The sequence below is a fragment of the Spirosoma lituiforme genome (assembly GCF_054776635.1).
Window position 1 is genome coordinate 308,571 of the sequence record NZ_BAAHBO010000005.1, and the last position, 13,897, is coordinate 322,467.

Below are 13,897 nucleotides of genomic sequence, written 5' to 3' on the forward strand. Positions count from 1 at the left end.
GTATTTCTATTTGCAAACGTTTGCGGCAACGTTTGCAAATAGAAACAAGTAAATTAGCGGCTTGAACGGGGGCTATGTTGTACTACACCGCTATTTTAGTGTAAAATAGCTAGTCAATCCTACTGGAATAGGCCAATGTAGCTAGCCTTCTTCGTAGCCGTTCAGTGAAGTAAATTTGTACTTTAGCTAGTTTATGACTGACTCCTCATCATCCCGTTTCCGTTAAACTTTCTTTTGCCAGCAGGCAATTTATCGAACTATGCAAGTCCAATCAACCCCTCTGGCAGACGACCAGGTCGACCAGAAAACCGTCTTCGAAAGCCGATATGCGTCTTCACCCAATGAAGTAAAAGGCATGGATACGGCGCAGCTTCGGCAGAACTTTCTGATCGACACGCTTTTCATTCCCAACCAATTCCAATGGGTACTCTCGTTCTTCGACCGCTACCTGACGGGCGGTGTGATGCCGATCGACGGTCCGCTTACGCTCGACACACCCGACCAGCTTAAGGCCAGTTATTTTCTGGAACGACGCGAACTGGGTATCATCAACGTAGGCGGGGCGGGTCGCGTTGTTGCCGACGGTACGCCGTATGAGTTGAATTATAAAGAAGCTCTTTACATTGGCCAGGGTACGCAGGACATCCAGTTCATTTCGTTCGATGCCGATGCCCCTGCTAAATTCTACCTCAACTCTACCCCCGCCACCCGCCAGTATCCAACCCGGAAAATAGCACGCACGGATGCCGAAGTCGTGGAACTGGGCAGTATGGAAACGGCCAATCACCGGGTTATCAACAAACTGCTGGTCAACAGTGTACTCCCCACCTGTCAGCTACAAATGGGTATGACCGAGCTGAAAGCGGGCAGCGTCTGGAATACGATGCCTGCCCACACCCACGACCGGCGAATGGAAGTGTACTTCTATTTCGAGGTTCCGGAAGGCCAGAGTGTCTGCCATTTTATGGGACAACCGCAGGAAACCCGCCATATTTTTGTGCAGAACGAACAGGCCGTTATCTCACCCAACTGGTCGATACATTCCGGAGCGGGTACGTCGAACTACACCTTTATCTGGGGTATGGCCGGCGAAAACCTCGACTATGGCGATATGGATTTCTGCGCGATAACAGACCTGAAGTAAAGTTTGTCTGCTGAGCGGATATGGGAAAGGGTGTCTGTATTTTTGCGCTATTTGCGGGAGATGAATCCAGCTATAACGATAACCCAGCCCCTTTCTATACTGTATCAGGATACAGATTTAGTAGCCATCAATAAACCGCATGGTTTGCTGGTACATCGGTCGATGATTGCCAGCGATGCTAGCGAATTTGCCGTTCAGCTTCTCCGCGACCAGTTGGGACAGCGGGTCTACCCTGTACATCGGCTCGACCGAAAAACGGCGGGCGTGCTGCTGTTTGCCCTATCCGAATCCATGAATGCCACTATGCAGCAGCAGTTTATGGAAGGCGCTGTTCATAAAACCTACCTGGCCATTGTGCGCGGCTTCACGCCCGATGAGCAGGAGATCGATTATCCCCTTCGGAAAGATGACGACCGTGGCGGTCCCGATATTTTACAGGACGCCTTTACGCATCTGAAAACCATTCGGCGCACCGAAATTCCTTTGCCCTTCGGCAAACACGCCACCTCCCGTTATTCATTGGTAGAGTTAACGCCAACCACCGGCCGAATGCACCAGTTACGCAAGCACATGGCGCATATTCTTCACCCTATCATCGGCGACCGGCCTCACGGCTGCAACAAGCAGAACAAACTTTTCAAGGATCATTTCGAGATGAACACCATGCTGCTTCACGCGCAGCAAATTAACTTTACCCATCCCACTACGGCGGAACGGATTGTGATTTCGGCACCCTTTCAGGATGAGTTTGGGCGGATGTTGGGGGCGTTGTTTGGGACGGCAGCCGTATAAATTTACATTGGCTTGCCGGTAAACAGGGCAGTACATTCAATGAACAGCGCTGATCTACGGCAGAGTCGAATTCGCTTTTAGTCTTCTTTTCTGAGCTTACTCTATGATTTTAACAATCCCAAAATCAATAGGGTAAAAAAGCGTATGTCCCTCCTTTTCTCTCTAAATCTGTTTGACATCCTTTTCTATGAATCCATCAGACAACTCAACGCCCGGATCGGCAGACTCGCCTAATCAGGCTGTGGCTTCCGGCTCCACAACATCACGGCGTCAATTCATGCAAACCGGAGCGCTGGCTGCGGCAAGCTTTTTTATTGTGCCCCGCCACGTACTGGGCGGAAAAGGGTTTATTGCACCCAGCGACAAACTCAACATTGCCGGCGTTGGCTTCGGCGGTAAAGGCTTTAGCGACACTAACAACTCGTATAACAACGGCGCGAATAATATCGTAGCCCTCTGTGATGTCGACTGGGGACTTCCCCGGGTTAAAGAAAATTTCGAGAAACATCCGACCGCGAAACGCTACAAAGATTTCCGGGAGATGCTCGACAAGGAAGGCAAAACCATCGATGCCGTTACGGTTTCAACGGCCGACCATACGCACGCGGTTGTGGCGATGGCCGCCATGATGCGTGGTAAACACGTGTACGTACAGAAGCCGCTGACGCATAATATCTACGAAGCCCGGATGCTCACCGAAGCGGCCCGTAAATACAAAGTCGTTACGCAAATGGGCAACCAGGGCTCGTCGAACCCGCAGCAGAAGCAAATGGTAGACTGGTTCGACAAGGGCCTGCTGGGTACGGTCCATACCGTTAATCTCTGGACCAATCGGCCTGTCTGGCCGCAGGGCATTCCAGTGCCACAGGCCGTTGACCAGGTGCCCGTTGATCTGGACTGGGATCTGTGGCTCGGACCTGCTCAGAAAGTTGGCTATACACCCGCTTATCACCCCTTCAAATGGCGCGGCTGGTGGAATTTTGGTGCTGGTGCGCTCGGCGACATCGGTTGCCACATCATGGATACCCCGTTCCGCGTACTCGGCCTCGGTTACCCAACGGAAGTTGAAACCAGCATTGGTCAGGTCTTTCTAAAGGACTGGACACCCGAGTATATTCCTGAAGGTTGCCCGCCATCGTCGCATGTGGAGTTGAAATTCCCGGCAACGGCTAAAAACAAGTCGGTGGTTAAAATGATCTGGGAAGATGGTGGCCTTCGTCCCTTCCGCCCGGAGATGTTGCCTGAAGGCGAACCCATGCCCGAAAACGGTGAAAATGGAGTACTCATCCACGGCGACAAGGGGCTGTTGATCTGCGGTATGTATGGCGAAGATCCTAAGCTTTACACCAAAGACGGGAAGAAAATTGTAGGTGATCCAAAACCAAAGCCAGCGGATGGTGCCAAACCACTGCCGGAAAACGGCCACCAGGTGCTGTGGACCGAAGCCTGCAAAGCGGGTTTCAACAGCAAAGAGCACAAAGCCCTTACGTCGTCGTTCGATTTCGCAGGACCGCTGACGGAATCGGTACTGATGGGCAATCTGGCTATTCGTAGCTACACCGTCCGCCAGCCTAAAGCCGACGGTAAAGGCTTCACGTACCCTGGCCGGAAACAACTGTCATGGGACGGTAAAAACATGAAGATCACCAACTTCGACGAAGCCAATCAGTTCGTCAAACGGGAGTACCGTCAGGGCTGGTCTTTAACGGCATAAATCGGTAAAATGGTTAACCACAGAGGCCACGGAGTTTTTATTTTCTCCGTGGCCTCTGTGGTTAACCATTTTACAATTAGTTACTGGTCTTAAGAAATAGCGATTGTACCATTGTGCGTAGCCGCTCGTGAGCCACATAAGCCCAGATCAGGAGCATGTACATCGAAAAATCCTGGTAGGATACCGGAAACGCCAGGTTGTTGATGTAGTAGCGCGTAGCGGTGAAATCGAGTGTAGGCGTGAACCCGATAAGGTTTTCATACCCTAACACCAGCGTCAAGCCAAGGGCATAGAACAGGTACTGGGGTTTACGAAAGGCCCACAAAACGCCCGCCAGGGCTGTAGCCCCAAAGCCGACGTAGTGCTTCCAGGAAAGGGAAAGGTCGGTTGTGGCGGCAAGATAAGCGGAGTAAAGCTGAACGGTTGTCAGTACGGCCAGTATAAGGCCATAGCCGTAAAACTCCTTTAATTGAGCACGTTGCATACAGTCAGTTAGTTACGGAAAGAAAAAAACGAAAGATAAAAATACGTAAAAACTGCTATGCATATCGACTAACAACGCTATTTTTTCAGGGCATTTTCGTTAAAAAATACAGACAAGCCATCTTTCCCAGCCACGATAATGTCTTTTCGGCCGGTTTTGCGCAGGTCAGCCACGGCAAAGTAAATACCCGTTCCTTTCCCGACACCTGCCGGACCGTAGGCAATGTCATGTTTGGTGAATTGTTTCGTTGGGGCATCCCAGGTAAAATAATACAGACCAACGGGATCTTCTTCACCGGGATCTTTGCCGTTATGGGCTCGAAACCGTTTGCCCGTTAACAGCTCCGGACGTCCATCGCCCGTTATATCAATCCATTCAAGGCAGTGGTATTGTGAGTTTTTCTCATCGATCAGATGCTTTGTCCAGCCACGTTGTCCATTGGCCCCGCGGGTTTGTTCGTACCAGTGCAATCCGTAACTGTGGCCCTGACCCACAATCAAATCGTTTTGCTTGTCGCCATTCACATCGGCAACAATAATTGGCACACTGGCCGTACCGAACGAAAATTCCTTATGCAACGTCCAGGGCGTTTGCTCCCGGTTGGCGGGGGCTTCGAGCCAGCCAACACTCACGATCAGGTCGCCCCGTCCGTCGCCGTTTACATCACCGAAGCCAAGCCCGTGCCCCTGGGTTGGGGCCACCGTTACAGTCCTGAATACGCCAGGACTCACCAACTTAATGTACTTCAGCGGATGGTTCGGATTGTTCGGCACAATGTCGAGCACCCCGTCGCCGTCTACATCCCAGGCACGGGTTGTTTCCACATTACCGACTTTACCGATTTCGTGCAATGGCCAGACAGTTCCTTTTTTTCCGGGATTTTCGACCCACCGCAGGGTTTGATCGAACCAGCCGCCGGTTATGAAATCCAGCCGACCATCGGCGTTCACATCCATTGGAATGGTCGAAAAATCGTCGTAGTACTGTTCTTTACGGGGTTCGTTGCCAATAAGATGCCGGTTTCGGAAGCGTGGCCCTTCGTACCAGAAATCGCCCGATACCAGATCGAGGGTATCGTTATTATCCACATCGAAGACCCCCACCGACTCATAACTTTCGGCCGCTACGAAATAACGGCTGAAGCGCAAACCAGGTTCGGGGGCAACAGCACTGGCGAAAACCAGCAAGGCGAAAAGACTACTGACCGGACGGAGCATACAGGCATCGGTTTTACTGAACCAAAGACTGAACGCAATCATCTTTACTACAGCAAGCAGTGTCATCGAATCAATTAGTAGCGGTCATCAGGCAGGAATCGTACGGGATGCCGATCAAAATTCCACCGCGTATAGTGAGTTACGGTCAGACACGTTTTCCGCCCACTTTCTACCGTTTGTGTTCTTGTATTTATACTCATGGCAGGTAGCTGAAAAGGCCCCAATAGCCCCTTTCCAGTTAAATTTCTGCTGTCATATATACTCACAGGGACGCAAAAATCACTTGACTATTATTTTTAACAACCGTTTAACTCTTTTTTAATTATTTTCTAATCCTCAAGAGTAGTTCTAAACTCCCTTGGTGTTTTCACAAAAAATCTAGCCAATGTATAATTTTCTTTTCCAACCAACTCTAAACTAATAGCCTAAAGAAACTTCCTTATGAAGAAACACTTACTTCCCCGACGAATGCTGGGCAGACTTTTAAAAACCTCAAGTACTCAACTGCTGCTAGCCTTTACCTGCGTCAGTTTTACGTATGCGAACAATTCGTTCGAGCGGAATTCATTTACAAATCGTCCGGAAATTCGTGCCGACAGAACCTTAACCGGTCGGGTTACGGACGAAAAGAACGAAGGCTTACCCGGTGTTAGTGTTATCCTGAAAGGTACCCAACGCGGAACCGTTACGGACGTCGATGGCCGGTATAAGTTAGATGTGCCTGAAACGGGGGCTACCCTCGTATTTTCGTTTGTCGGCTACCTTCCACAGGAGGTACGTCTGGGCAATCAGACATCGGTTGATGTTAGCCTGAAAACGGACAGCAAAGTACTCGACGAGATTGTGGTTATCGGGTATGGTACCACCCGGAAATCGGATCTTACCGGAGCCGTATCCGGCGTTAAAGAAGCCCAATTGATGGAGCGGCCAGCCCCATCGCTGAACCAGGCGCTTTCGGGCCGGATGCCGGGTGTACAGGTAAACACCAACTCGGGTCGTCCCGGTGGTCGGACAACGATCCGGATTCGTGGGTTTAGCTCAATCAACTCGTCGAACAACCCGCTGTACGTGGTTGATGGCGTGATGCTACCACAGGGTACGGGCGATCAGTTCAGTAACCCGATTGACTACATTAACCCGAACGATATCGTCAATGTTGAGGTCCTGAAAGATGCGTCGTCAACGGCTATCTACGGAGCACGGGGCGCCAACGGCGTTATTCTGGTATCGACCCGCAAAGGGAAAGCCGGTGAAAGCCGCGTGACGTACGACAGCCAGTTCAGTGTTAACACGATTGGTCCGAACAAACCAAAAGTGCTGAATGCCAAAGAGTACCTGGCCACCGAGGATTTGGCGTACCAGAATATGGCCAAATACGATCCCGTCGGCTGGGCAGCTGGCAAATGGACTTATCTTGATCCGAAAGTCCGCCGGACAGCCTTCAGCGCAGCTCATCCGGGCGTTTTCGATGCCAACCTGAACCCACTGTATGATACCGACTGGTTCAAGGAGTCGTCGCAGAACAAATTGTCGCAGAACCACCAGCTGGGTTTCAGCGGGGGTAACGAGCGGACACAGTACTCGCTTTCGCTTAACTACCGCGATGATCAGGGGTTAATCAAAACCTCGTACATGAAACGGTATTCGGGTCGCTTCTCGATCGATGATCAGGTGAAAAGCTGGTTAAAAATCGGCGGTACGATGAGCTATAACTACCAGACAGAAAACTTGGTGGACATTAATGACGCCGTAGCTCGGCAAATTGTGGAAGACTTCCCTTTCTTGCCTGTTCGATATCCCGATAGCGGTGTCTTCGCTGAAAACCGCGATTATCCATACGCTGAAGGATCGATGAGTTCGGTTCACCGCCTGACGGACCGCAAATACATCCAGAATACGCAAACGATTCTGGGTAGCCTGTTCACCAACATCACGTTCGGCAAAGGGCTGGAAATGCGTACGGTATTGGGTACGAACATTCAAACCCAGGAAATTAACCAGTCGCAAACCCGTACGCTGAACATTGGCAACAACGGTAACGCGTCGACCAACAACAACCGGCAGAATTTCTGGTCGCTGGAAAACTACCTGACCTACAACAAGCAGATCGGTCAGGACCACTCGTTCACGGGCTTGCTGGGTTTATCGTGGCAGGAAACCAACACCTTTGGATTCGGGGCCAGCGTCAGCGGCTTTGCCACGGACTATTTTACGTTCAATAACTTAGGGGCTGGTGCTATCAACCCAGCGGTTAGCTCGGGCGCATCACGGTTTGCGTTCAATTCGTACTTCGGTCGGATCAACTACGGGTATAAAAACAAATACCTGTTCACCGCAACGGGCCGGGCCGATGGTTCGTCGAAGTTCGGGGAAAACCACAAGTTCGCTTTTTTCCCCTCGGCGGCTTTAGCCTGGCGCGTATCGGAAGAAGATTTCCTGAAAGGAAACAATGCCATTTCTAACCTTAAAGTTCGTGCCAGCTATGGCTTAACGGGTAACTCAGAGATTCCACCGTATTCATCGTTATCGCTGCTTAGTTCCAACTACGCAACGATTTACAACGATACCAGAACAGGCGGAACGGGTATCAACCGTCTGGCTAACCCTGACCTTCGCTGGGAGAAAACAGCCCAAACCGATGTGGGTCTGGAACTTGGTCTGTTCAAAGGTCGTGTGACAATAGAAGCGGACTACTACTATCGTTTAACGACCGACATGCTGCTTGATGCTCCAGTTCCACGCACCAGCGGTTACGCTACGATTCGCCGGAACGTCGGTTCGATGGAAAACAAAGGATTCGAATTTGGTCTGAATACGGTGAACATCAACCGGGGTCAGTTTAGCTGGAATACATCGTTCAACATCTCGCTTAATAAAAATAAGGTCTTAGCGCTGGCGACTCCCTCCGATATCTTCAACGTGGGTGGTCCTAACTTTACCAACCCAACCAATATAATCCGGGTTGGCGAAGCAGTAGGTTCATTCTGGGGCCTGACCCGTGTAGGCGTATGGGGTACAGCGGAGCGCGAAGAAGCTGCCAAATTTACCAGCTATCGGAACGGCCTGACCATTTTGCCGGGCGACATCAAGTACCTGGACGTAAATGGCGATAAGGCCATCACGGATGCTGACCGTAGCATCATCGGCAACGGTAGTCCGAAAGGCTGGGGTGCTATGACAAACAACATCCGGTTTGGCAACTTCGACGCTACACTGGAACTCCAGTACATGTTTGGTAACAAGGTTATGCTAATGAACCTGCACGCCAGCGAAGACCGTCAGGCACTGGCTAACAGCTACTCGTCTGTGCTCAATGCCTGGACGGAAAACAACCAGGGCAGCCAGATTGCCGAAGTTCGGGATACACGGGCCGGTTACGTAACCAACGTTGATAGCCACTGGATCAAGAATGGCTCGTTCCTGCGCGGCAAAAACCTGTTGTTCGGGTACACCTTCCCGGCTACGCTGACCAACAAGCTTAAAATAAACCGGTTGCGTGTGTACGCATCCAGCCAGAACTTCTTCCTGTTGCTGGAAGATCCGATCGTTGGCGATCCGGAAGTAACCCCCACGAACCAGGCCAACGAAAACAGTGCTTTCTCGCAGGGCATGATCTGGCACAACTATCCAAAACCAACCACCTACCTGCTGGGTCTTCAGATCGGATTGTAGTCCGCAAACGCATTTAACTAATTGACATTTAACAATGAGACATACGTTAGTAAAAAATATAAGTCGGGTTCTTCTGTGTGGCATAGCCCTGACGGGTCCCGCCGGATGTACCGAATTCCTGACCGAACAGGCCCCGTCAAACTTAACATCCGGTAACTTCTATACCATTCCAGACCATGCAGAAGCCGCGCTGGCAGCGGTATACGCCAGTACCCGGTTTATGGGCAATGATGCCGGTATTTTTTCCAGCAACTGGCAGCTACTGGAAGCGCTAACGGGTACATCTACCACCGAGACCGCGCAGAACTCCGATCTGAACAACCTGTATTCGCTGGTGCACGATGGCAATACAGGGCACGTGGTTAACTACTGGAATGGTCTGTATACGGTTATTGCCAATGCCAACCAGTTGCTCGATCGGGTACCCGCCATTACCCCAATGGATGCGGCTCAAAAAACCAAGATCCTGGGCGAAGCCCGGTTTCTGCGCGCAACGGCTTACTTTACGGCCGTTCAGTTGTGGGGTGATATTCCACTGGTTACGACTCCTCAGTCAGCGGCCTCAGCGGATTTCTTACCCGCTCGCGCGTCGAAAGAAGATGTATACAAACTGATCGTCGAGGATCTGACAGCGGCCGAAGCATCGGGTCTGGCCTGGATGGATGTAAGCGGTCGGGCTAATCTGGCTGCGGTAAAAACGCAGCTCGCCAAAGTGTACCTGACCATGGCCGGTTTCCCGCTCGGGAAAGGTGCATCGCACTACAAGCTAGCCGCCGATAAAGCCCTGGAAGTAATTACGTATGCCAATGCGAATTCGTCGTTGATCAATCTGTTCACAACGTACGAAGACGTACACCGGGAAAGCACGAAAAACCGGGTAGAGCACCTGTACATGATTCAGTACAACACGCTGGTAGCACGGAATCCGATGGACAACTTCTATCCGAACTTCAAGCCAGTTACGTACAATGGACCGGGAGGAACAGGAAGTTCAGTACCAACGTCATCCTTCTATAACTCATACGAAGCAGGCGACCTGCGGGCCAAAGACCAGTCCGGGTATTTTTATACGACCTACTACACCAACGGTAACGGGGCGCAGTTTTCGCTTGGAGCACCGTATGTGTTCAAGCACTTCAACCGCACAGCCAACGGAACGGCCGGTGTTGCGGGTTCGCGGCAGAACAACCTGAATGTACCCCAGATTCGTTTCGCCGAAACGCTGCTGATCTACGCTGAAGCGCAGAACGAAGTGGGTGGCCCTGTTCAGGCGGCTTACGATGCCTTCAAGCGCATTCGGGACCGGGCTACGCTCACCACACCCGCTTTGGGTACCTACACGCAGGCAACCTTCCGCGAAGCCATCTGGCGGGAACGGTGGCACGAACTATGTTACGAACAGATCACCTGGTTTGACATGGTACGCCTGCGGAAAGTGTACAATGACAAAACCAACGGGTTCGATAATTTTGTTGGCCACGTGAACCCCAGTTCAAATCAGGCATTGCAGGAGAAACACCTGTTGCTGCCCATCCCTAAACAGGAACTGTTGAACAACCCCAATCTGAAAACACAGAATCCAGGGTATCCGGGCGTTTAAATTTAAAAGAGTAAAAGACTAAACGAGTGAAAGAGCGATTGGCTGACGCCGGTGTAATCGCTCTTTCACTCGTTTAGTCTTTCGCCTTTTAAGTTGTTAGATAATCGTCTTGCGGTAAGCACCTGGCGTCTGGCCCGTTACGGCCAGAAACGTTTTATTGAAATGGGACAGGTTATTAAAGCCAACCGCAGAACTTACGTCGGCTATTGTACGGGCAGAATCCAACAACCGGCGGGCCTGACTGATGCGGTACTCATTCACGAAATCGGTAAACGTCGACTGGGTCATTCGTTTAAAATACCGGCAGAAGGCAGGTACGGTCAGGCTGGACAGGTCAGCTACGGCCCGCATATCGATTGGTTCGGCGTAGTGCTTTTCTACGTACTGGTATACCCGGTTGATGCGATCCTGCTCTTTCGGGTTAAGATCGAACCGGACACCCTCGGTATGGAGTGCTTCTGCATCCGGGGCATTCGCCAGGTAGTGCAGAATTTGCAGCAGCGTTACCAGCCGTTCGAAGGGAACCTGCTCCGGTAGTTTCGCCAACAGAGGCCCTACCCGTTGTCTGGTCCCGATGCCAAATGTAAGCCCTGCGTGAGCCCGCTCAAATAACCGCCGAACGGTAGCCAGTTCCGGCTTTTGCAGGAAGGAATCCCCCATAAAATCATCGCGCAGTTGCACGACGATTTCGTCAAATTGACCTTCTTTTCCGTAGCTGAAATTCAGGTGCGGCAGGTTCGGCCCAATGAAAACAAGTTCGCCTACTTCGTAGCGGGACACATTGGTACCCACCCGGCGCTGCCCGTTACCGTCTGGCAGGTAGACAATCTCATACTCAGGATGATAGTGCCAATAAACCCGACAAGTTTCGGGTTCTGTATTGTGCATAACCTTGAACGAACTTCCGGCTTCCGGCTCTATTTTCTCGAATTGAAGCTTCATAGCGGCAAACGCAGTCTGTATTTTCGCGGGTTTCCGTCCGCCTTCCATCAAACAGGAAACTGTAACCCCTTTTCAATCGTTTATAACGTAACAATACTTTATAGAACAACATGAAACGAATTCACTTACTGGCGCTCAGTCTGCTTCTGCTCGCAGGGTGTGCACAAGGTCAATCGAAAGACACATCGCCCGCCAAGCTTCCCGTTCAGAAGGATGGAGAAGCGGTTGCTACCTTCGCCGGTGGCTGCTTCTGGGCGCTGGACGAAGGCATGAACCAGCTCAAAGGCGTTCGGGAAGTTATTTCCGGCTATGCTGGCGGAAGCGTCAAGAACCCCACCTACGAGCAAGTTGGCACGGATCTGACCGGTCATGCTGAATCAGTGCAGGTCTATTACGACCCGAAAGTAATCAGCTACGCGCAATTACTCGATGCTTTTTTTGCCGGACATGATCCCACTACCCTGAACCGCCAGGGCCCCGACGTTGGTCGTGATTATCGCTCCGTTGCTTTCTACCGGACACCAGCGGAAAAAGCCGAAATTCAGGCCGCTATCAAACGCACCAACGAGTCGAAACACTATGCGAATCCGGTTGTGACGGAAGTAACGCCGATCAGTGTCTTCTACCCAGCGGAGAATTACCATCAGAACTATTTTGCGCTGCACCCCGACCAGCCTTACATTCAGCGGGTATCGCTGCCTAAAGTAGAGAAACTACGGAAGGCTATGGCGGGACATCTCAAGAATAATACAGCGTTAACGATGAATAATTAATTTCTAACGTAAAAGCGTCAACTCAGCATTAGTAAAGGATAACTGATTATAGAAATAGCCGGCCCTGACCGGCTATTTTTGCATTATGAATACCACGGCCCCCTTGAATAACCCGCATCGCAATCTGTTTGTCCAGAATCTGTTGACCTTTTTCCTGAACAGGCAGGCATTGGCCATTGGCCTGGTGTTTGCCTCTGATAGTATTCTGTTTGGCAGTTGGGTCGCCCATATTCCGTACGTGAAGGCGAAGTTGCACCTTTCGGATGCGGAACTGGGATTGACGCTGTTCGCCATGCCCATCGGACTGCTGGTTATGAACCCCCTAACGGGCTGGGTCATCGCTAAACTAGGCGAAGCGCGCTCCTGTTTCTGGTCGGCAATCGGTTTAACGCTGGCGGTGTGTATTCCGCTCAACGCACCGAATCCGTACGTACTGGCCATTGGACTGTTTCTGATGGGACTCAACGCGGCCCTCATAAATGTGGCCATGAATACCACCGCGACGAACCTGGAGCGCGCCCGGGGCATCGTTATCATGTCGTCGTGCCACGGTATGTGGAGCCTGGGGGGATTGCTTGGTTCGGGAATTGCCGGTGTGGTTATCTCACTCCATATGTCGCCCCCAACCCACCTCGCGGTGATGGCCGGCCTGATCTTATTACTGACCTTCGTATTACAGCCGGTTCTGGCGCAGATTCCGTCGAGTAGCCAGACCGAAACGGGCGAAAAAGCCGGATCGTCGTTTGTTCGGCCCAATCTGGACCTCCTGTTGATGATTCTGATCGGCCTTGCCCTGGCCATGGGCGAAGGAGCTGCCTTTGACTGGAGCGCGGTTTATCTTCGCGAAACCCTTGGTGCCACCAGCCAGATTGCGGCACTGGGCTTTGCCAGCTTCTCCCTGACAATGACCGGGTTTCGCTTTCTGGGTGATGCCATTATTCCCAAGATCGGTGCCAAACGCTGGTTGCAAATTGGTGGGGTTTTGGCCGCAGCGGGCCTTTTGTTTGCCATTTTACTTCCTTACCCAACAACGGCGCTTATTGGCTTCGGTTTACTGGGGGCAGGCTGTTCCCTCGGAGCACCGGTACTGTATGCAGCTTCCATGCGGGTACCGGGCATTCCACCCGCGGCAGGGCTGGCAACCTTTGCGACGTTTAGTTTCATCGGGTTTTTGGCTGGCCCTCCCCTCATCGGATTTGTGGCCGAAGCGTTCGGATTATACTACGGACTGGGGTTTGTAGCGGTTCTGCTCTTTATTTCGGCAGGACTAGCGCGCATGGTCAACCTTTTCTGAGTATACCTGTTCCCCATCGTTAAGCCATATGTTTCTAGTTGACGCTTCTGTTCACTTCTGGTTAAAAATACGTAGTATTGATGGTACAACTAATCGCCGAAAGCCATGACCTTAGCCGTTGCACTCCCCTCAAAACAGCTCAGAAAATCAGGCGTGTCCAGCCCTGGATCACCCAGGATTGGGATGCCAGCGTACCTGTTCTGAATGACGCTGTTCTGAACCTGGCCGAGTTGCTACACGAAGAGGGCATCGAGTTCTGATTCCG

Annotated in this window: 11 protein-coding genes; 8 read left to right on the forward strand and 3 right to left on the reverse strand. The window is 51.5% G+C overall.

Annotated features, from left to right (window positions below):
- The first annotated feature begins 259 nt into the window (after window positions 1–259).
- The 3 genes from kduI to ACYU87_RS18800 all read left to right on the forward strand — a co-directional run bounded on the left by kduI (window position 260) and on the right by ACYU87_RS18800 (window position 3,650).
- Window positions 260–1,144: a 5-dehydro-4-deoxy-D-glucuronate isomerase gene (kduI, locus tag ACYU87_RS18790; protein WP_461135620.1), complete on the forward strand. Its 885-nt coding sequence runs from the start codon at window positions 260–262 to the stop codon at window positions 1,142–1,144.
- Window positions 1,145–1,204: 60 nt separating this feature from the next.
- Window positions 1,205–1,936: a pseudouridine synthase gene (locus tag ACYU87_RS18795; protein WP_461135621.1), complete on the forward strand. Its 732-nt coding sequence runs from the start codon at window positions 1,205–1,207 to the stop codon at window positions 1,934–1,936.
- A 187-nt stretch (window positions 1,937–2,123) separates the two neighbouring features.
- Window positions 2,124–3,650 (forward strand): Gfo/Idh/MocA family protein, encoded by a 1,527-nt coding sequence (locus ACYU87_RS18800; RefSeq protein ID WP_461135622.1) that lies wholly within the window; start codon window positions 2,124–2,126, stop codon window positions 3,648–3,650.
- A 76-nt stretch (window positions 3,651–3,726) separates the two neighbouring features.
- Here the strand turns inward: ACYU87_RS18800 and ACYU87_RS18805 are convergent, their stop codons facing one another.
- Window positions 3,727–4,134, reverse strand: a complete 408-nt coding sequence (locus ACYU87_RS18805; protein ID WP_461135623.1) for a hypothetical protein — start codon at window positions 4,132–4,134, stop codon at window positions 3,727–3,729.
- A gap of 77 nt (window positions 4,135–4,211) precedes the next feature.
- Window positions 4,212–5,351: an FG-GAP repeat domain-containing protein gene (locus tag ACYU87_RS18810; protein WP_461135736.1), complete on the reverse strand. Its 1,140-nt coding sequence runs from the start codon at window positions 5,349–5,351 to the stop codon at window positions 4,212–4,214.
- A gap of 441 nt (window positions 5,352–5,792) precedes the next feature.
- Between ACYU87_RS18810 and ACYU87_RS18815 the strand changes: the two genes are divergently transcribed.
- Together ACYU87_RS18815 and ACYU87_RS18820 are read left to right on the forward strand one after the other, a co-directional pair.
- Complete coding sequence (locus ACYU87_RS18815) at window positions 5,793–9,023, forward strand: SusC/RagA family TonB-linked outer membrane protein (protein WP_461135624.1); 3,231 nt, start codon at window positions 5,793–5,795, stop codon at window positions 9,021–9,023.
- A 34-nt stretch (window positions 9,024–9,057) separates the two neighbouring features.
- The gene (locus ACYU87_RS18820) at window positions 9,058–10,623 is read left to right on the forward strand and encodes a RagB/SusD family nutrient uptake outer membrane protein (RefSeq protein WP_461135625.1); all 1,566 of its coding nucleotides are present in this window, start codon (window positions 9,058–9,060) and stop codon (window positions 10,621–10,623) included.
- 96 nt (window positions 10,624–10,719) lie between these two features.
- Here the strand turns inward: ACYU87_RS18820 and ACYU87_RS18825 are convergent, their stop codons facing one another.
- Window positions 10,720–11,565 (reverse strand): AraC family transcriptional regulator, encoded by an 846-nt coding sequence (locus ACYU87_RS18825; protein WP_461135626.1) that lies wholly within the window; start codon window positions 11,563–11,565, stop codon window positions 10,720–10,722.
- A 110-nt stretch (window positions 11,566–11,675) separates the two neighbouring features.
- Between ACYU87_RS18825 and msrA the strand changes: the two genes are divergently transcribed.
- The 3 genes from msrA (at window position 11,676) to ACYU87_RS18840 (ending at window position 13,892) form a co-directional block, all read left to right on the forward strand.
- Window positions 11,676–12,338, forward strand: a complete 663-nt coding sequence (msrA, locus tag ACYU87_RS18830; protein ID WP_461135627.1) for a peptide-methionine (S)-S-oxide reductase MsrA — start codon at window positions 11,676–11,678, stop codon at window positions 12,336–12,338.
- 85 nt (window positions 12,339–12,423) lie between these two features.
- Window positions 12,424–13,632: an MFS transporter gene (locus tag ACYU87_RS18835; protein WP_461135628.1), complete on the forward strand. Its 1,209-nt coding sequence runs from the start codon at window positions 12,424–12,426 to the stop codon at window positions 13,630–13,632.
- 80 nt (window positions 13,633–13,712) lie between these two features.
- Entirely contained in the window at window positions 13,713–13,892 is a 180-nt protein-coding gene (locus ACYU87_RS18840; RefSeq protein ID WP_461135629.1) for a hypothetical protein, read from the forward strand.
- Window positions 13,893–13,897: the final 5 nt, after the last annotated feature.